The sequence below is a fragment of the Thiobacillus sp. genome (genome assembly GCF_024708915.1).
Window position 1 is genome coordinate 44,950 of sequence record NZ_JANJXQ010000133.1, and the last position, 19,078, is coordinate 64,027.

A 19,078-nucleotide genomic window follows, 5' to 3' on the forward strand; every position below is an offset into this window, starting at 1 on the left:
CATGGAGGGCTACTTCCTCGATTCGCGACGGCTCCTTAATGGTTCCTGGCGCGCCTTTGAGCGTGATGTCGCTCGACTTCTGGTGCAGAACGCCTTTGAGGATGTTCGCATCGTCGGCGGGTCGGGGGACCGTGGCGCCGATGTTCTGGGAGTTAAGAATGGGCAGCTCTGGGTTATCCAGTGCAAGTTCACCAGTGATAGCTATCCCGACCCCCATGCGGTTGACGAAGTGGTCGAGGCGTCACGTTACTATGAGGCGGATAGGCTGGCGATAGCGACATCCCGCGCTTTCGGGCCAGCGCTGAACACGGCGATTGACCGATGGGGGCGTCTTGGCATCCGTATTGATCCGCTGCCGCCCGGCACGCTGATCGAAATGATGCGACGCAGCCCGGAGTACCCGAGGGCTCGGCGCGATCTGCGCGATTACCAGGATGATTGTGTTCAGCGTCTTGGTGCCGCGCTTCGGGAAACAGGACGGGGGCAACTGGTTCTCGCCACCGGCTTGGGGAAGACGGTGGTGATGGCCGAGACAACGGCGCAGCTCCTTCGAGATGGCGTAATCGATTCTGGGCGGATATTGGTACTTGCCGACAAACGCGAACTGGTCGAACAACTTCAGCGTGAATTTTGGCAACAATTACCGAAAAGCATCCCCAGCCATCTTCTGGTGGGCGGCGAACAACCGACATTCTGGGATGGCATCACATTCGCGACGGTTCAGAGCGTTCTACCGCGGCTGGGGACGTTGCCTCAGTTTGGCCTCGTATGGGTGGACGAGGCTCATCATATTGGCTCGGAAAGCTTCCGTCGCGTGATTGACGATCTTGCAGCTCCCATGGTGGGAGGTGCCACGGCTACGCCATGGCGGGGCGATCGCTTCGATATCGACACTATTCTAGGACAACCCGTTGCGAAAATCGGCATCGACGAGGGGCTGCGTCGAGGTTTCCTTTGCGAGGCGGACTACCGTCTGCTGGCGGACAACATCGATTGGGAGTTCGTTCGAACGCAGTCGAGGCATGAATATTCACTCAAGGAATTGAACACTCGTCTGTTGATCCCGACCCGCGACGAGGAGGCCGCGCGTGTCATCGCGGACACCTTCAAGACCGAGGAGCGCCGCAGTGTCATTGTGTTTTGCGCGGGTGTTGAACACGCGAAAACCTTCGCCGCGATGTTGCGCCTGTATGGATTCAAGTCCGCGTTCATAACCGGGGAGATGGAGCCCCGTGAGCGGGAAAAGACCATGGCCGGCTTGCGGCGCGGGATCATCAATGCGGTGACGACTGTCGACATTTTTAACGAGGGTGTGGACGTGCCGGATGTGGACATGCTGGCGTTCATGCGAGTCACCCACAGCCGACGCATTTTCGTTCAGCAGCTTGGTCGAGGCTTGCGTTTGGCGCCGAACAAGAAAAAGGTTGTCGTGCTCGACTTTGTAAGCGATTTACGCCGAATTTCCGAGGTCATTGATCTCCAGAAGTCAATCACGGGAGATGTGGAGCGACTCGATCTGGTGGAGCGGGTGGTTCAGTTTTCCGACCAAGGTGCCGGCCACTTCATGTTCGAGTGGCTCCTGGATCAAGCGGACCTTTTCAATCGAGAGGGGGACGCGAAATTGGAACTGCCAGAGTTCAACTTTCCCATGCCTGTCCCACCAGGAGCGGTCCAATGAGCGCGGCGCTGCCAACCGATATCAGGGATCGTATTCGTCAGAAAATCTGGGCCAAGGCGGATGAGCTGGACTGGCCCAGAATTTCGGACGTCGAGCGCACCACCTGGTATGAGAACTGGACAAAGGACAAGGATGTGGGCGGAGTCCTTTCCCATTTCATGGATGCGAGGAAAGTCCGTGTGTACATTAAGGATTCGCTGCTCAAACCGTATCTCAGATCCCGATTGCAGGATGGCTGGGGGCGAGTGCTGCTCGCCATAGGCATGGAGCAAGGCGACGCGTCCTCCACTAAGTCCTACGATAAGCCGCATGGCCGTCAGCTTCCCGATGGCCGGATCATCTGCTGGGGTAACAGCAGGGAATGGAAATCGATCCTCATATCGGTCTTTGAGCGCGCGTATCGGATCGAGGCGGGAATTCCGTACGCCGTAGTATTGATGGAAACCGGGAATACCACGAATGCGGGAATGCGCGAAATGATATTGGATGCTAGCCAAAGGTTGGGGGTGCGCCACCTCGCCTGGATTGACTGACAACATCCGGTGGTACATGCGGCAACTTCATGACGATGGCGCGGATGATCGCAACAAGGGCTTCTGTGTCCATTGCGGCGCGGCCGGGGAGACTCGCGATCACTGCCCGTCAAGGGTCTTTCTGGACGAACCATTTCCGGAAAATTTGCCACATAGCCCGGCCTGCCTTGGATGCAATAGCAGTGCATCCAAGGATGAGGAATACCTGGCATGTTTGCTTGAGTGCGTCATGGTTGGCGACGTGATTCCATCGATGGTTCATCGCGAGAAAATCGCGAATTGTCTTCGCCGTAGTCCGGCCCTGGTTGAATCCTTACGGCAAGCGCGGAACGAGCTTAACGGGCAAGTCCGCTGGACTTATGACGACCATCGTGTTCGCGCTGTGATTATGAAATTGGCGCGCGGACATGTCGCGTATGAACTCAGCGAGCCTCGAATTGATGAACCATCATCGATATGGTTCAAGCCGCTTTGTGAAATGAGCGACAAGGAATGTGAGTTTTTCGAGCATGGTGAAGATGGTGTGTCTCACGCGATTTGGCCCGAGGTGGGAAGTCGAGCCATGCAGCGAATCCTTGTTACCGGTATTGGTGTCGCGGTCGAAGACGAGTGGCTCCTTGTTCAAGCAGGACGTTACCGATATCAAGTATCTTGGGGTGGCCAGGCGAAAGTGAAAATTGTTATTCGGGAGTATTTGGCCTGTGAAGTGACCTGGGAATAAACGATCAGTGAGGGGAAGCCGATTCAGACCGTGGTTGCCGTGGTCGTGCCTAGAATTTCGCTGTACAGCGAATATTGCCTTTCCGTCGAATATTCGGTATTGTGGCCATATTCGCTGTACAGAAAATAACCATAACCATGATCGAATCATCCGCTGCCGAACAAGCCATGATTGAGCAGTTCCTGGAATCGCTCCGGGAGCTGCCGGACGCGCATGCCGAGTTGGATTCACTGGAACCCGCTGTGCAGGCCGCCGACCGACTCGACGCCAAGATCGATCTGCACGTCGCCGGCAAGTCGATCGTCTTGCTGGTCGAAGTAAAGAAGACGGTTTACCCCCGAGATGTGCGCCAGGTGTTGTGGCAATTCAAGTCGCTGCACCACGGCCAATATGCCGACGCACAGTACCTGCTCATTGCCGAATCCCTTTCGCCTGGAGCGAAGGAACTGCTCAGGGCCGAGCGTATCGGCTATTACGACAGCGGCGGAAGCCTATTCTTACCGGCCTCTGGCGCCTTCGTCTTCATCGACAAGCCGCCTCCGAAGACCTTGGAAAAGTCGGTGCGGTCGTTGTTTTCGGGGCGGCGCGCCCAAGTGCTGCATGCGCTTTTGATCAATCACGAGGAATGGTTCGGTGTCACCGAGGTGGCCGAGCAGGCGCAGGTGGCGCCGTCAACCGCTTCCGATGTGCTGGGCGAGCTGGAGCGGTTCGACTGGCTGGTGTCGCGTGGGCAGGGGCCGAGCAAGGAACGCCATCTGCGTGAACCCGGTGCATTGCTCGACGCCTGGGCCAAGCAGCTTGCCACGCAGCGTGTACCGGCACTGCGTCGCTACTATGTGCCCGGCCTGAAGTTCGATGCCCTGATCGAGCGGCTCGGCCAGGTCTTCGATGCGTATCAGGTCAGTTACGCTGTGAGCCACGAAGCCGCCGCACAGCGCTATGCCCCTTTCCTATCCGGTATCTCGCAGGTGCGGACCCGGCTGCTGCCCGGCGCTGGCGCCGACACGGCGATGGCCGAACTGGACGCGCGCGTCGTCAACGAAGGGGCGAACCTCGCGGTCATCGAAACGAAGACGGCGGGAGAACTGTTGTTCCGGCAGCAAGTCGGCGGTGTTTGGCTGGCGAGCCCTATTCAGGTCTATCTCGATTTGTTGCGCGGCGAGGGCCGGGCCAAAGAGATGGCGGAGCACCTGCGTCGAGAAAGGATCGGTTTCTAATGGCCAAACCCGCAACGCTCGATGGCTACAGCGACCAGTACACGCTCGACTGCGAACGCGTTCTCGTGACGCTGCTGCGCGGGCTCGGGCCATGGAAGGACTCCGTCTACCTAGTCGGCGGTCTCACTCCGAGGTACTTGGTCGCGGCCAGGCCGCCGGTGGTGCCGGCACATGCGGGCACGCTCGATGTCGACATCGTGATTGACCTGCAAATCCTGGCCGATACCGAGGCTTATCACACGCTTGAGGACAACCTCAAGAAGATGGGCTTCGAACGGGCAGAAAACAGCGCTGGGACAAAGCTCTCCTGGCGTTGGCAAACCCGCACGGAACACGGTGCGCTGATGGTGCTGGAACTGCTGGCGGATGCGCCGGACATCGCCGGCGGCAGGGTACAGCCGTTGCCGACCGAAGGCACGATTTCGGCACTGAACATCCCTCATTCGTCCATCGTCTTCGACCTTCACCAAGTCACCGAGATCCAGGCCGAACTGCTCGGCGGCAACGGCATTGTCACGGAGCAGATCAAGCATGCCAACCTGGTCAGCTTCACCTGCCTGAAGTCGTTCGCGTTCGACCAGCGCTTCGAGCGCAAGGACGCGCACGACCTGATCTATTGCATTGAACATGCGCCCGAGGGGGCGGAAGCCGTCGCCGAGGCCTTCCGCAAGGAGCTAGCAGGCAAGCACGGCGACGTGGTCAATGCTTCTCTGTCAATCTTGCGCGACCGTTTCGCCCAGGACGAAAAGACCGAGGGTTACCGCAAGGATGGCCCTGTGTCTGTCGCCAAGTTCGAGCTTGGCGAGGGCGACGAACCCGAACTGCGCGAGGCGAGGGCGTTACGCCAGCGCCAGGCCAGCGATGTGATCGAGCAACTCCTTGGCCGGATCGCATGACAGGGCAGGTGGCATGACATGAGTTTTCCGGCGGACATCAAGGGGTGCATGAAGGACTGCATCTTGTCGCTGTTCTGGCCGCGCAAGGACATTGTCGGCTTCTTCGAGAAGCACGGATGCACCAAAGCCGAAGTTGGTAGGCTGCAGATCGAAGGCGAGAACGGGCTCAAGCGCCATGAAATCGTCGATGCGCTATTCGAAACGCTGGCGGCGCGTGCCGACAACGGGTTGGGACCGTTCCGCGCCATGCTGCAAGCGCTGCTGAATTGGTCGCATTTCGACCCGTACTACTTCGACAAGCTCCGCAAGCTGGATCGAGCATCAGCATCCAGGAACCTCGATCACCTGCGTCAGCTACAGGAGATTCGTGACGCGAGGATCAAGACCGATCGCGAACGACGTGCTGCCCAGGAGACAGAGCGCCAACAGGCCACAGCGTCACTGGATGAGCTGCGTGCCGAATATCTCGATCTGCTCGCCAACAAGACTTCGCGCCAGCAGCGCGGCTATGCGCTGGAACGCATTCTCTGCGAGCTCGCCCGTCTCTCGCGGCTGGAGACCACGGAGGCGTTTCGCGTGAATGGTGAACAGGTCGACGGCGCGGTGAAATTCGAGGGAGAGCATTACCTCATCGAAGCCAAGTGGCAGGAAAAATCCGCGAGTAATGAACCGGTCTATCAGTTCGCGGGCAAGGTGGCTGGCAAGCTGTATGGACGTGGCTTGTTCGTTTCCGTGAATGGCTTCAGTCCAGAAGTCATTCGCAGCCTTGTAATGGGCAAAGAGATTCAGACGCTCTTCGTCGATGGCGAGGACTTGATCCTAGTGCTGGAAGAACAGCTGACCTTGCGCGACATGATCGACCGAAAGGTCAAGGCCGCGCAAACCAAAGGGCTCATCTACGTGCATCCGATTTCCGGTGCGGAGAAGAAAATCTAGAGAATGACGAAGGCATACAATGCCATTCAAAAAATTGTCAGCGACCACAGGGTCTCCGGAATGAATGGCCTTGCCGACAGCTATAGGGGCTTTGCCGATTTGGCCAATGCTCACGCCGAAGGCGCCGACTACAGGGTGCATATACGCCCGATCGTGAGCTCGTCGATCGCCGTCATAGCGCCGCACGGAGGAAGGATCGAGCAGTACACGTCGGACATCGCGCGCGGCGTTGCCGGAGGAGATTTCAATCTCTATCTGTTCGAGGGAATCCGACAAGCCGGCAACTACGCCACGCTGCATCTGACCAGTCATCGATTTGATGAACCGCGTTGTTTGTCCCTCCTGTCCAAGTGCGACCACGTGGTAGCGATTCACGGATGCGGCGGCGATGACCAACGGGTGCTCCTCGGTGGGCTCGATGAGGCGTTGAAACCCGCAGTGGGGCAAGCGCTGGCCGCGCTGGGCGTCGAGGTCCGAAGCGATGGGCACCAGTTCTCGGCAACCGATCCTAAGAACATTTGCAATCGAGGACGCCGCGGTGTCGGCGTGCAGGTCGAGATGACAATGGGACTCAGACGGCATGGGCCACGCGATGCGATATGCGCAGTCATCCGTTCGGTACTGTTGACGTTGCCGCACGAGCGCCAAAGAGGAGTGCAAAGTCAATGATTCTGACCGACAACGAAACCAAGATCGATCTGCTGAACAACGAAGCTATCGCGACCACGATCATTGGACTGCTTCGCGCGAAGCCCGACCATCCGGTGACTATCGGCGTGCACGGCGATTGGGGAGCGGGCAAGTCGAGCGTGCTCGAAATGATCGAGGCAGGGTTCGCCGACAAGGATGATGTCCTATGCCTCAAGTTCAACGGATGGCGCTTTCAGGGCTTCGAGGACGCGAAGATCGCCCTGATCGAGGGGATTGTCACGGGCCTGGTCGAGAAGCGTCCGGCATTGAACAAAGCGGCGGTCGCAGTCAAGGATGTCTTCCGCCGCATCGACTGGCTGAAGGTCGCCAAGAGAGCCGGTGGTCTGGCCTTGACTGCATTCACGGGCATTCCGACGCCCGAGCAAATCGGAGCCATCGTGGGCTCACTCGAAGCGGTGGTGGCGGATCCCGCCAAGCTCGCGACGAAAGAAAACCTCTCGACGGCCATCGACGAGGTGAAGGCCGTACTAAAGCCTGGCGAGTCCAAGAATGTGCCGGAGGAAGTTGAGGCGTTCCGCAAGGCGTTTGACCAGCTCCTGAAAGATGCGGGTATCAAGCAGCTCGTTGTCCTGATCGACGACCTCGACCGCTGCCTGCCCGACACCGCCATTGAAACACTCGAAGCCATCCGGCTGTTCGTGTTCACCGCACGGACGGCGTTCGTCGTCGCTGCCGACGAGGCAATGATCGAGTACGCGGTGCGCAAGCACTTTCCAGATTTGCCCGACAGCACGGGACCGCGGGACTACGCCCGCAACTACCTCGAAAAGCTCATCCAGGTTCCATTCCGCATCCCGGCATTGGGGGAGATGGAGACGCGGATCTACGTCACGTTGTTGCTGGCTGGCGCCGAGATTGGCGAGGACGACGCGGACTACGTGAAGCTGATCGCCGTGGCGCGGGAGAACCTGAAACGTCCTTGGACAAGCGGCGGTCTGGACGCTGCGACCGTCAAGACGGCACTCGGTAAGCAAGCCGAGAAGGCGAACAACGCGCTGGCACTCAGCGATCAGATCGGTCCCATCCTGGCGAGCGGCGCGAAGGGCAACCCGCGTCAGATCAAACGCTTCCTCAACACACTGTTGCTGCGCGAGAGCACCGCGATCGCGCGCGGATTTGGCGACGACATCAAGCTGCCCGTGCTCGCGAAACTCATGCTCGCGGAACGCTTCATCCCAAGGTTGTTCGAGCAGATCGCGTTCGTGGCGGCGGTTCATCCACAGGGATTGTGCGAAGACCTTGAAGCGCTGGACAAGAGTTTGGCGACGGCCGATGGCCAAGAGTCCCATGCCGGTGAGCGGAAGGGGCAGAAGGCCGCCGAGCCTGCTCCTGCATCCGACAGCGCCATGTTAACTGAGTGGAAGTCGTCGGAAACAGTGTGCGACTGGGCGCGCCTCTCGCCGAAGCTGTCGGGACTCGATCTGCGACCCTACTTGTTCGTGACAAAGGACAAGAAGGACTACTTCGGCCCGGTGTCGGTGCTGGGTCACTTGGCCGGAGTAGTGGAGAAGCTGTTCGGCGGCAAGATGACCGTCCAAGGCTATGAAGCCGAGTTGAAGCAGCTCGTGCAGCCCGAGGCCGAGAAGGTGTTCGAAGCCGTGCGTACCAAGATCATGAGCACCGGCACCTTCGACACCAAGCCGGCGGGTGTCGATGGCCTCGTCGTCCTCGTAAAAGCGCAGCCTGATCTGCAAGGCCGATTGATGGACTTCCTGGAGGCACTGCCCAGCGTCAAGTGCGGCCCTTGGGCTGTCAGCGGCTGGCAGGGCGTCATCAAAGACACCGATTGCGCCGCTCGCCTGACAAAGCTGCTGGGGGAGTGGAGCAAGGTCGCCAATAACCTCGGCCTCAAAGCAAGCGCCGAAGCGGCCCTTAAGGACGTGAAGGGAGGGCGCTGATGGGAACCTCGACGGCTTACGGTGGGCCTGGTGGTGGAACACCGCTTGTTCCGTCATGGCTGGGCGGCGCCGATGGCGGTGACGCTCCTGCTGCCCCTGCGGGGACAGGCGCAGGGCAGGACGGCCAGCCACCACCGGATGGCGCCGCGCCGCCGGTGCCGCCGAACCGCCCACCTATTCCCAAGACGGCGGACCCGCAACGCTTCTCCGGTGCTCGCAACAACTTCACGCGATTCGCCGGTTCTGGTGGCGGCGACCGGGCCAACCTGGGCCGCGCCGTCTCAAGGTACGTCTCAACATCTGCGGGCGGTGCGCGTCAAGCAGCCCAACGTATGGGCGCCTCTCGCGGAGCCGGCGCGCGGCTCCTCGGTTTTCTGGCTGACGCACAAGCGCGCGGCGTGCGCGAGGCGTTGCGCGCGCTGGACTTGGAATCGTTGGCTGGTCGTCCGATCGCCGAAATCTTCGTGGGGTTGGCCGACTACATCTGTCCGGGCGCGGGCACCGTCGATGAGGGTATCGCCCGCGAGGCATACATTGAAACCATCGTTGAACTGGCAAGCGAAGGGCTCACCGATCTGACCACCTTCACACCGGATCAGATGCAGACGGTCTTCGAACTGTATGCCACCCACGCGATCGAGGCGCGCATCTGCAATGACATCGGCACCAAGGCTGTGGCCATGCCGGCAGATGCGCAGGCTGCACATCGCGTCGAGCAGCAGTTGCGAGACTTCATCCGAGGCGGAGTGAGCGACGCGCTGACGCGGGCCCGGACGGAGACACCCAATCTCACGCCCGAGAGGATTCAGGGCTTCGTGGATGCTGTGTACGAGTCCGCATTTTCGATCCTGCAGACCTTAGGCGATGCGGAGGCCAACCCATGAAACGACAACTCTTGGCGGGCCGTTTTGGCCCTGATGACCACTTCGAGGTGACGGTGGGCGTCGATGAGCAAAGGACCTACTTGCAACTCGTTGCCGGCGAAAAGTCCTTGGACCATGGCATCGGTGGAGCGCTGACCAGCCTTAAGAAAATCGGCGTGTTCCCCTCGGAGATTGGCATAGACCTGTTGGTGGTGGCCGCTCATGTCCATGCGGCGGACACACGCATCTCACGTGCCGATCAGTCGCAGGATTCGTGGACGCGCGAGATACGCCTGGTCGTCCCGGTCAGCGACCCGGCTCGCTGGGGTACAGCGGGGCCGACGTTGAAGAAAGCGCTGGACTTCTTGACGGGCGATCGCTGGGTGATCGGCTTCAGGGCACGTCCGGCTCGATTCGCGACGATCGCCCAGGCGGCGCCTCCGAGCCTGATCGCTCCACCCTTCGATTCCCTCAGCCTGTTCTCAGGAGGATTGGACAGCCTGATTGGCGCCATAGACGTGCTGGAGGACGGCGCCACGCCTTTGCTGGTCAGCCACTTCGGCGAAGGCGCGATCAGCGACGCGCAGCGCAAGTTGTTCACGGGTTTGAAGAAGCACTACGCCAAGTCGTCCTTCGAGAGACTGCGTGTGGGCATGACTTTCAAGAAAGGCCTTGTGGAAAACGTCGGTTCGGAGGACAGCACGCGCGGTAGGTCGTTCCTGTTCTTCGCGCTCGGCGTGTTCGCGGGCACTGGGATGGGGCGGCGATTTGTCCTGCGCGTTCCAGAGAATGGGCTGATCGCTCTGAATGTGCCTTTGGACCCTCTGCGGCTAGGCTCGAACAGCACACGCACCACGCACCCTTACTACATGGCAAGGTGGAACGACCTGCTGAGTGGGCTCGGGATAGATGGAGAGGTTTTGAATCCTTACTGGAACAAGACGAAGGGCGAGATGGCCGCAGGGTGTCGCAACCCTGCATTATTGAAGCAACTGGCAACGGACTCGTTGTCCTGCTCGTCCCCCGCCAAGGCCCGATGGCAAGGGCATGGCATCGAACACTGTGGCTATTGCTTGCCGTGTCTGATTCGCCGTGCAGCGTTGACTGCGGCATGGGGTATGGGGAACGACGCGACAACGTACACTGTGCCGAACCTTCAAGCGCAGCCGCTGGACACGCGCCAAGCGACTGGAGTACAGGTCAGGTCGTTTCAGTACGCGATCGAGCGCTTGAAAGGGAAACTGCAGCTCGCGAACCTCTTGATCCACAAACCCGGCTCGCTTGCTGACGAAGCCGCGCATCTTGCTGAGCTTGCCGATGTCTACCGACGCGGCCTAGGTGAGGTCGCGCAACTCATCGACGGCGCTGAGGCGAGGCCGAGCTAACGATGGTGCGTGCATGATCGCCACAGCCGGCCTTGTGGACTTCCACTGCCACCTCGATCTTTACCCGGACCATGCCGTGGCGGTTCGGGATGCGGAGGCGGCCGGGGTGTTCACGCTGGCGGTGACGACAACGCCTCGCGCCTGGCCTCGCAATCACGAACTCGCACAGCGCACGAAGCATGTTCGAGCGGCGCTAGGGCTGCACCCGCAGTTGGTCGCGGAGCGTGAAAACGAGATCGAGCTATGGGACCGGCACCTTTCGGAGACTCGCTACGTCGGCGAGGTCGGGTTGGACGCCGGTCCCCGGTTCTTCAAGTCACTTGAAGCGCAGAAGCGGGTGTTCCAGCACGTGTTGCAGCGTTGCGCGCAGGCAGGCGACAAGATCATCACTGTCCATAGCATCCGATCGGCCAAGGCGGTACTCGATCTTGTCGAGGCGCATCTGCCGCCAGAGCGTGGCGGGATCGTCCTGCACTGGTTTACGGGAACGAAGAGCGAAGCTAAGCGGGCGTTGGAGCTGGGCTGTTACTTCTCGATCAACGCGGGGATGCTGGATAATGTGAGGCACACGGCGATGGTCCAGGCCATCCCCTTGGATCGACTGTTGACGGAAACGGACGGCCCCTTCACTCACGTGGGCGAGCGGCCCTCCCAGCCAGCGGATGTGGCGGTCGTGGTGGAAGCATTGGGCCGTTTGCATGGTCTACCTGCGACCGAAGTGGCGAGCGTCATTCGTGACAATCTTCGGACGCTGTTGGCGTAGGAGATGGTCTGAACGAAGGAGGGCGGTGTGGTCAGCCTGGAGATGATAGTTGACGATAGATGCGCTGGAGTAGCCGCCCGTCCAATCGAGTCCATCTCCCGCACCGGCAAAAGCACTCATTTTTTGACGGTATAAATGACGGTAAAGTATGATGAAGAAGACTAAGAAAGCTAGTGTTTATGCCGGTTTACAGCTACCGGAAACCATCGAGTGGGAGTGATGTGTGTCTGTAGTTAATTGTTTTATAAGTGAAAATAGCTTGAGCATTGATAATGCATCATCAATCATCAACAAGATTATTTCATTTGCAAAACAAGGAGATAATTCGGCAATAGCGTAGGCGATCAGCACCTTTTGACGGTATTGCTCCAGTTTTTCGGTCAGCCCGTCAAGCGTTCAGGGGCTGACCGTCTGCGTCGGCTGTAAAACAAAAAAATAAACGCCCGTTGAATTTGTGCTGGTTGTGAGGTAGCAGAGCGTAAATACTCAGCGAGCGTTGATTATTCGGTCGGATCGGTAAAAGTCTGCGACCGCGCAAAAGGTCGCGACCTTGGGTAAAGATGCTCCATTTTATCTGCATAAAGCCTAAAAATAGGCTGTTACGCCAGATAGTTGCGCTTAGAGGGCTAAAAATAGACCTGTTCGTTGGCGTCATTGCATCGTTAACGTCTGCTCGCAAGTACGAGTATCGCGACAGTTTTTTCTGATGCGGCTTGATATTGATTGAATTATTTGAGATAGTTAAAGTGTGGCTTTAATTCAATCACATAGTTCAATACAGCGCTTGCTTGAGGCTCTGCCGCGTGGCGAGCCCGTGGAAACATCCACACTGGCTGCACACGGCGTTTCTCCGCAACTGGCATCCTACCTAGCCAAGCGTGGATGGTTGCAACATCTGTCGCGAGGTCTGTATTTGCTCGTCGGCGATCAACCGAGCCGGGACGGATGCCTGACCTATTTGGCGCGGCGTATTCCCGGATTTCATGTCGGCGGCAAGACTGCGCTGGCCTGGCGGGGAATCCGGCACAATCTGGCCACCCGCGAGCAACTGGAACTATGGGGCGATCAGCCGGTGCGGCTGCCCGCCTGGCTGACGGAGCACTATCCCAGCAGCTACCAGACTACCCGATTATTCGATGTCGGCTTCCCCAGCGATTTTGGACTACAGCCTTTGCCCGAGAATCTGGATGGCCCTCGTGTATCCGTTCCGGAACGCGCGCTGCTGGAAATGCTGTGCAATGTTGGCAAACAGCAATCGGTGGAAGAAGCCATGCACCTGACGGAGAGTCTGCGCAATCCCCGTCCGGAAGTGCTCGACAAGCTGCTCACTCATTGCACCCGCATCAAGGTGGTTCGGCTGGCACGCCAGTTCGCCGACGAGCTCGAATTGCCTTGGGCGGAAATCGTCCACCCGCACAGCCAGCGCATGGGCAGCGACCGCCGCTGGATGCTACGTACCCGCAACGGCGAACTCCTGAGCCTGAAGAAATAATGGATCGCCAATACGTCGATGCCGTCCGCCTGCTGCTCACGGTCGCACCGGTGATATTCGAGTCGCCGCGTTTTGCGCTGAAGGGTGGCACCGCACTCAACCTTTTTGTACAGGACTTGCCCAGGTTATCGGTGGATATCGATGTCGTCTTCACGGATCATGCCCTGGAGCGTGAACCAGCACTCATCGCGATCGGCAATGATCTCCAGGCAGCCAAGGCCAAGCTGGAACGCATGGGCTACTCGGCCAACATACGCAAAACGCAAAAGGGTGACGAGGCCAAGTTGCTGGTGGCGGATCAATCCAGCCAGATCAAGGTCGAGGTGAATTTCGTCTTCCGTGGAACGCTGTTGCCCGTGGTGCTGCGTACTTTGGTGAATTCGGCACGCGACCTGTTCACTACGGCAATGGAATTGCCGGTCCTTGCCATTCCCGAACTGTATGGCAGCAAGCTGGTTGCCGCGCTGGATCGTCAGCATCCGCGCGACTGGTTCGACGTTGCCGCCATGATTGACGGTTTTGGCCTCGACGCCTCAATGGTCGACTGTTTTGTCGCCTACCTCGCCGGACACAATCGCCCGATCCACGAGGTGCTGTTCTCGAACGACCTGCCGCTGGATGAAATTTTCAACAGCGATTTTGTCGGCATGACCGCTGCCGACATTCCGCTGCAACGGCTGATCGAAACCCGGCAGCACATTCGTCGGGAACTGCCCAAGGTGCTCACTGATGCGCATCGGCACTTCCTGCTTTCTTTCGTGCGCGCGGAACCCGACTGGTCGCTGATGCCATTCGAGCATCTCAAGGACATGCCTGCGATCCGCTGGAAGCTGTTCAACCTGGAAAAACTGCGCACAGTTAGCAAGGTCCGGTTTGAGCTACAGGCTACTGAAATCATGAAACGCTTTGACCGATTTCGGCAGTGAAGTCACTTGACAAACAACTCGCTGACCAGCAGCAGGAGTGCGCACAACTGCGCAGCGAAAATGCCCGTCTGATTTCCCTGCTGGAAAAACACAGCATCGCTCATTCCGTCGATCCGCCTCCGCCGGCACTGCCAGCCACACCCCCTCGCGCCAATTCGCACCTCAGTACCGAACAGAAGATCGCACTTTTTCGAAAACTGTTCCGTGGCCGCACCGATGTCTACCCTATCCGCTGGGAGAAGAAAGACGGTAGCAAGGCTGGCTATACGCCGGCCTGCGGCAACGAATGGAAAGTCAGTCTCTGCGACAAGAAACGGGTGAAATGCAGTGAATGCGGAAACCGCCTGCTGCTGCCGCTCACGGATCAGGTCATTTACGACCATCTTGCCGGCGAGCATGTTGTCGGCGTTTATCCCTTGCTCGCCGATGACACCTGCCATTTCCTCGCCGCCGACTTTGACGAGGCCGACTGGCGCGACGATGCCAAGGCCTTTGCCGCTTCCTGTCACGAACTCGGTGTGCCAGTCGCCATCGAAATATCTCGCTCCGGTGCGGGCGCCCATGCCTGGATCTTCTTCTCGTCCGCCGTATCTGCCCGCGATGCGCGCCGCCTTGGTTCCGCCATCATCAGCCATACCTGCGCCAGAACCCGGCAGTTGAAACTTGAATCGTACGACCGGCTGTTCCCCAACCAGGACACCCTGCCCAAGGGCGGCTTCGGCAACCTGATCGCACTGCCACTCCAGAAGGAGGCTCGAGAAAAGGGCTTCAGCCTGTTCGTCGATGACGAGCTTAAACCGCATGCCGATCAGTGGACATTTCTGGCTTCCGTCCGCCCGATGTCGCTGGCGGATCTGGAGTCCACGATCCTGCGCGCTACAGGCGGTGGCCATCCCCTTGATGTGGCGTTCATCACTGAAGAAGACGAACACGAACCGTGGAAGCGTCGGCCTATCCCCAAGAAACTGCCCGGCCCGTTGCCCGCCAAGCTCACAGCCGTACTCGCCAATCAGATTTACTTCGAGAAAGCCCAGTTACCGCAAGCGCTGATGAATCGCCTGATCCGCCTTGCGGCATTCCAGAACCCCGAGTTTTACCGAGCTCAGGCCATGCGTCGGTCAACCTGGGAATTCCCACGTGTTATTGGCTGTGCCGAAAACTATCCCCGTCACATTGCCTTGCCTCGTGGTTGTCTGGATGCAGCGACCAAGTTGCTCGACGAAAACAGCATCGGACTCGATCTCACCGACGAACGGTTTCCCGGGGAGTCGTTATCACTGAAATTCGCCGGTCAGCTCCGCCCCGATCAGGAGAAAGCGGTCAACGCCATGATGGCCCACGATACCGGCGTCCTCTGCGCACCCACCGCGTTTGGCAAAACCGTGACGGCGGCGGCGCTGATTGCCCGGCGCGGCGTCAGCACACTGATCCTCGTCCACCGCAACGAACTCCTCAAGCAGTGGCAGGAACGATTGCGCGTTTTTCTAGGGCTCGATAAGGCCCAGCTTGGCGCCATCGGTGGCGGCAAGCGCAAGCCGACGGGGATGATCGACATCGCGTCCATGCAGTCACTTGTCCGCAACGGCGAAGTCAGTGACGAGATCGAGTACTATGGTCATGTCGTTATCGACGAGTGTCACCATCTCGCCGCACGCACCTACGAAAAGTTGTTCAAAGCGGCCAAGGCGCGTTATGTGCTTGGCCTCACGGCAACGCCGATCCGCCGCGACGGCCAGCATCCGATCATCTTCATGCAGTGCGGCCCCATTCGCCATGAAGCCAGCCGACCGGAAGCTGCGCCAAGATCATTGACGGTGATTCCGCGAACCCTGACGACTCAAGTGATCGGCGATCCTGCCATGCCTATTCAGGATATTTTCCGGCAGCTTGCCAGCAGCGCCGAGCGCAGTCAGCGGATCGTCGACGATGTGCTCCACACTTATCGATCCGGTCGCAGCATCCTCGTCCTCACGGAGCGTACCGAGCATCTCTCCACCTTGGAGCTGGCCCTTACCGGCCAGATTGAAAACCTGTTCTCCTTGCATGGACGCATGGCCAGAAAGCAGCGCGCCGCATTATTTGAAGCGCTGGAAGCTTTGCCCGGCGATGCTCCCCGCGTATTGCTTGCTACTGGCCGGCTGGTCGGCGAAGGTTTCGATCACCCACCGCTCGATACGCTGATGCTGGCTATGCCGATTTCGTGGAAGGGCACGTTGCAACAATACGCCGGCCGCCTGCATCGTGAGCATGCCAGCAAATCGGAGGTGCTGATCTATGACTACGTCGACACTGGTAACGTGATGCTCGAACGCATGTGGGACAAGCGGCAGCGTGGCTATCGTGCCATGGGATATCGAATCGACACCATCCAGGACAAACTTTGTTGAAGAAGAAAGGCATTCATGAAGAACAAGCCGTCAAAGTTACGTGGCACCAAGACAACCAAGCCACCCAAAGAACAAAAGCTTTCCCGTACCCATGCCCCGACGGAGATTGACCCTGTCGAGTGGCAACGGACATTGCGCCGTCAATTCGGCCGCGAGCAGGCATTCGGGCTGGAGAACATTGGTACGGAGCCGATCTTTTCCGAGTTTCGCGTCAGCAATCCACAGTCGAAGAGCACCTACCGCGTGGCAATTCGCGGCAAGCTACCAGGCGACAACTACTGCGCCTGCCCGGATTACGCCACCAATGAGCTGGGTACCTGCAAGCACATTGAATTCGTGCTCGCGGCTTTGGAGAAGAAACGCGGTGCCAAGTCGGCCTTTGCGCGCGGCTATCAACCGCCATTCTCCGAACTGTATCTGCGCAACGATGGTGGGAGGACAATTCATTTCCGCCCTGGAACGGATTGCCCTCCGGCTGTGCTGAAGGCAGCCGGTCTGCTGTTCGATGCGGTGCACGGAGGGATATTGCCACGGGAAAAGTTCAGCGAACTGGAGCAATTTGTCGCTGCCGTGGCCAAGAGCGGCCATGAACTGCGCGCCTATGACGATGCGCTGGACTTTGTTGCCGGGTGGCGAGATGCCGATCGGCGAGCGGTCACGCTCGACGGCATCTTCCCACGAGGGTGTGCCGATCCTTCGTTGAGGAAGTTGCTCAAGGTGCCGATGTATCCCTATCAGACTGAAGGTGCATTGTTTGCCGTGCGGGCGGGCAGGGCGCTGATCGGGGATGAAATGGGTCTGGGCAAGACCATCCAGGCCATCGCTGCCACCGAAATTCTGGCTCAGCATTTTGGTGTCTCGAAAGTGCTGGTGATCTGCCCGACCTCGCTCAAGTATCAGTGGCAAAGCGAGATCAAGCGTTTTTCCGGTCGCGATTCCTTCGTCATCGCCGGAGGTCGTGCGCAACGGCAGAAGGATTACATTCGCGACGATTTCTGCAAGATCACCAATTACGAAAAGCTTCAGCCCGATCTGGACTTGATCGCGGCCTGGGCACCCGATCTGGTGATCGTCGATGAGGCGCAGCGCGTCAAGAACTGGAACACCATCGCCGCCCGCGCGCTGAAGCGCATCGACAGTCCCTACGCCGTGGTGCTGACCGGCACGCCGCTGGAAAATAAACTGGAGGAACTGATTTCCATCGTCCAGTTCGTCGATCAGCACCGCCTCGGGCCAACCTGGAAGTTGCTGCATGAGCATCAGGTCAAGGACGAGCACGGGCGCGTCACCGGCTACACCGGGCTGGAAAAGATTGGTCAGACGCTCGCACCGATCATGATTCGCCGGCGCAAATCCGAAGTTCTGACGCAGTTGCCCGAGCGCACCGACCAGAACCTGCTGGTACCGATGACTGAATTGCAGATGACTTACCATCAGGAAAACGCGGAGATCGTCACCAAGATCGTGCAGCGCTGGCGCAAGATGAAGTTCCTTTCCGACAAGGACCAGCGGCGGCTGACCTGCGCCTTGCAGAACATGCGCATGTCGTGCAACAGCACCTATCTGCTCGACCAGGAAAGCGACCACGGCGTCAAGGCAGATGAACTGGCGGCGTTGTTCGACGACCTGTTCGAGCAGCCGGACGCCAAGGCTGTGGTGTTCAGCCAATGGACGCGCACCCACGACATCGTGATCCGGCGCCTGGAAGCGCGCGGCATCGGTTACGTTAGCTTTCATGGCGGGGTGCCTTCGGAAAAGCGCCCGGCGCTGGTGGACCGCTTTCGCGACGATCCCGACTGCCGCGTGTTCCTGTCGACCGATGCGGGCGCGACGGGACTGAATTTGCAGCATGCATCGACTCTTGTGAACATGGACTTGCCCTGGAATCCCGCGCTGCTCGAACAGCGTATTGCCCGAATCCACCGCATGGGTCAGAAACGGCCGGTGCAAATCGTCAATTTCGTCGCCAAGGGAACGATCGAGGAGGGCATGCTCTCGGTGCTGGCCTTCAAGCGTTCGCTGTCGGCAGGAATTCTCGATGGTGGAATGGGCGAGATATCGCTGGGCGGCTCGCGCCTGAATCGCTTCATGAAGGATGTCGAGAACGTCACGGGCCACATGGGTGAAGGCGAGAGCATCACGCCTGCCGAAGAGGCGGCAGGTGTGACGACTGTGAACGAAATTCCCTCCGTGCCGGAAATGCATGCGGAGACAAAAGTCGGCTCTGGCGAGACGGCGGTTTCGGCGCATGGCGAGCACGACGTACCGGAACAGCTCCCGAGCAATGCCGCCGATCCCTGGCAAGCGCTGGCGCAGCTTGGGACTCAGTTGGTTTCCGCACTCGGAGCAGCCGGTAATCCCGCAGCTCCGGCGCATCCATGGATCGAGCGTGATCCGGATACCGGGGCGCAAAGTCTCAAAGTCCCGTTGCCATCACCTGAAACGGCGAGGCAAATTGCCGATGCACTTTCAATGGTGGCGAATGCCTTGCGAGGTCAGAGTCCATTACCATGACCGACCATCGCGCAGCCAGTCGGCTATGATCGGCACCGGTGTTTGAACCAATAGTCCTGAATAGTCAGTACGGGATCAAGTTTCCGTCATCGCCCGGAAACCCGCATGAACACTAAGCATTCTTCAGGAGACGGTATTGGTGACGGTATTGAGAAGGG

Annotated in this window: 15 protein-coding genes; all 15 read left to right on the plus strand. The window is 59.0% G+C overall.

Annotation, left to right across the window (positions count from 1 at the left end):
- Position 1: 1 nt before the first annotated feature.
- The 15 genes from Q0L94_RS09690 to Q0L94_RS09760 all read left to right on the plus strand — a co-directional run bounded on the left by Q0L94_RS09690 (position 2) and on the right by Q0L94_RS09760 (position 18,920).
- Positions 2–1,678: a DEAD/DEAH box helicase family protein gene (locus Q0L94_RS09690; protein WP_296752881.1), complete on the plus strand. Its 1,677-nt coding sequence runs from the start codon at positions 2–4 to the stop codon at positions 1,676–1,678.
- On the plus strand, positions 1,675–2,211 hold the full coding sequence (locus tag Q0L94_RS09695) for a hypothetical protein (RefSeq protein ID WP_296752883.1): 537 nt from the start codon (positions 1,675–1,677) through the stop codon (positions 2,209–2,211). The genes Q0L94_RS09690 and Q0L94_RS09695 overlap by 4 nt, the downstream gene beginning before the upstream one ends.
- Positions 2,204–2,932, plus strand: a complete 729-nt coding sequence (locus Q0L94_RS09700) for a hypothetical protein (protein WP_296752885.1) — start codon at positions 2,204–2,206, stop codon at positions 2,930–2,932. Before Q0L94_RS09695 ends, Q0L94_RS09700 begins: the two co-directional genes overlap by 8 nt.
- 137 nt (positions 2,933–3,069) lie before the next feature.
- Positions 3,070–4,149: a type IV toxin-antitoxin system AbiEi family antitoxin gene (locus tag Q0L94_RS09705; protein WP_296752886.1), complete on the plus strand. Its 1,080-nt coding sequence runs from the start codon at positions 3,070–3,072 to the stop codon at positions 4,147–4,149.
- On the plus strand, positions 4,149–5,045 hold the full coding sequence (locus Q0L94_RS09710; RefSeq protein ID WP_296752887.1) for an antitoxin: 897 nt from the start codon (positions 4,149–4,151) through the stop codon (positions 5,043–5,045). Before Q0L94_RS09705 ends, Q0L94_RS09710 begins: the two co-directional genes overlap by 1 nt.
- Before the next feature lie 18 nt (positions 5,046–5,063).
- Positions 5,064–5,981 carry a restriction endonuclease gene (locus tag Q0L94_RS09715; RefSeq protein ID WP_296752889.1) on the plus strand — a complete coding sequence of 306 codons (918 nt, stop codon included), beginning with the start codon at positions 5,064–5,066 and terminating at the stop codon, positions 5,979–5,981.
- Between the two features lie 3 nt (positions 5,982–5,984).
- Positions 5,985–6,650, plus strand: a complete 666-nt coding sequence (locus Q0L94_RS09720) for a poly-gamma-glutamate hydrolase family protein (RefSeq protein ID WP_296752891.1) — start codon at positions 5,985–5,987, stop codon at positions 6,648–6,650.
- Complete coding sequence (qatA, locus tag Q0L94_RS09725) at positions 6,647–8,590, plus strand: Qat anti-phage system ATPase QatA (RefSeq protein ID WP_296752893.1); 1,944 nt, start codon at positions 6,647–6,649, stop codon at positions 8,588–8,590. The genes Q0L94_RS09720 and qatA overlap by 4 nt, the downstream gene beginning before the upstream one ends.
- On the plus strand, positions 8,590–9,474 hold the full coding sequence (gene qatB / locus Q0L94_RS17915; protein WP_366799432.1) for a Qat anti-phage system associated protein QatB: 885 nt from the start codon (positions 8,590–8,592) through the stop codon (positions 9,472–9,474). Before qatA ends, qatB begins: the two co-directional genes overlap by 1 nt.
- Positions 9,471–10,838, plus strand: a complete 1,368-nt coding sequence (gene qatC / locus Q0L94_RS09735; RefSeq protein WP_296752896.1) for a Qat anti-phage system QueC-like protein QatC — start codon at positions 9,471–9,473, stop codon at positions 10,836–10,838. The genes qatB and qatC overlap by 4 nt, the downstream gene beginning before the upstream one ends.
- Before the next feature lie 13 nt (positions 10,839–10,851).
- Positions 10,852–11,601 (plus strand): Qat anti-phage system TatD family nuclease QatD, encoded by a 750-nt coding sequence (gene qatD / locus Q0L94_RS09740; protein WP_296752898.1) that lies wholly within the window; start codon positions 10,852–10,854, stop codon positions 11,599–11,601.
- Positions 11,602–12,349: 748 nt separating this feature from the next.
- Positions 12,350–13,093 carry a type IV toxin-antitoxin system AbiEi family antitoxin domain-containing protein gene (locus Q0L94_RS09745; protein WP_296752900.1) on the plus strand — a complete coding sequence of 248 codons (744 nt, stop codon included), beginning with the start codon at positions 12,350–12,352 and terminating at the stop codon, positions 13,091–13,093.
- On the plus strand, positions 12,994–14,019 hold the full coding sequence (locus Q0L94_RS09750) for a nucleotidyl transferase AbiEii/AbiGii toxin family protein (RefSeq protein WP_296752902.1): 1,026 nt from the start codon (positions 12,994–12,996) through the stop codon (positions 14,017–14,019). The genes Q0L94_RS09745 and Q0L94_RS09750 overlap by 100 nt, the downstream gene beginning before the upstream one ends.
- On the plus strand, positions 14,016–16,406 hold the full coding sequence (locus Q0L94_RS09755; protein WP_296752903.1) for a DEAD/DEAH box helicase: 2,391 nt from the start codon (positions 14,016–14,018) through the stop codon (positions 16,404–16,406). The genes Q0L94_RS09750 and Q0L94_RS09755 overlap by 4 nt, the downstream gene beginning before the upstream one ends.
- Before the next feature lie 15 nt (positions 16,407–16,421).
- On the plus strand, positions 16,422–18,920 hold the full coding sequence (locus Q0L94_RS09760; RefSeq protein WP_296752904.1) for a DEAD/DEAH box helicase: 2,499 nt from the start codon (positions 16,422–16,424) through the stop codon (positions 18,918–18,920).
- The last annotated feature ends 158 nt before the right edge of the window (positions 18,921–19,078 follow it).

Excerpts from the sequence above, each read along its gene's own strand:
- Q0L94_RS09690 (WP_296752881.1), top strand. The coding sequence starts at position 2 with ATGGAGGGCTACTTCCTCGATTCGCGACGGCTCCTTAATGGTTCCTGG.
- qatC (WP_296752896.1), top strand. The coding sequence starts at position 9,471 with ATGAAACGACAACTCTTGGCGGGCCGTTTTGGCCCTGATGACCACTTC.
- Q0L94_RS09715 (WP_296752889.1), top strand. The coding sequence starts at position 5,064 with ATGAGTTTTCCGGCGGACATCAAGGGGTGCATGAAGGACTGCATCTTG.
- Q0L94_RS09710 (WP_296752887.1), top strand. The coding sequence starts at position 4,149 with ATGGCCAAACCCGCAACGCTCGATGGCTACAGCGACCAGTACACGCTC.
- qatD (WP_296752898.1), top strand. The coding sequence starts at position 10,852 with ATGATCGCCACAGCCGGCCTTGTGGACTTCCACTGCCACCTCGATCTT.
- Q0L94_RS09705 (WP_296752886.1), top strand. The coding sequence starts at position 3,070 with ATGATCGAATCATCCGCTGCCGAACAAGCCATGATTGAGCAGTTCCTG.
- Q0L94_RS09720 (WP_296752891.1), top strand. The coding sequence starts at position 5,985 with ATGACGAAGGCATACAATGCCATTCAAAAAATTGTCAGCGACCACAGG.
- qatA (WP_296752893.1), top strand. The coding sequence starts at position 6,647 with ATGATTCTGACCGACAACGAAACCAAGATCGATCTGCTGAACAACGAA.
- Q0L94_RS09760 (WP_296752904.1), top strand. The coding sequence starts at position 16,422 with ATGAAGAACAAGCCGTCAAAGTTACGTGGCACCAAGACAACCAAGCCA.
- Q0L94_RS09695 (WP_296752883.1), top strand. The coding sequence starts at position 1,675 with ATGAGCGCGGCGCTGCCAACCGATATCAGGGATCGTATTCGTCAGAAA.
- qatB (WP_366799432.1), top strand. The coding sequence starts at position 8,590 with ATGGGAACCTCGACGGCTTACGGTGGGCCTGGTGGTGGAACACCGCTT.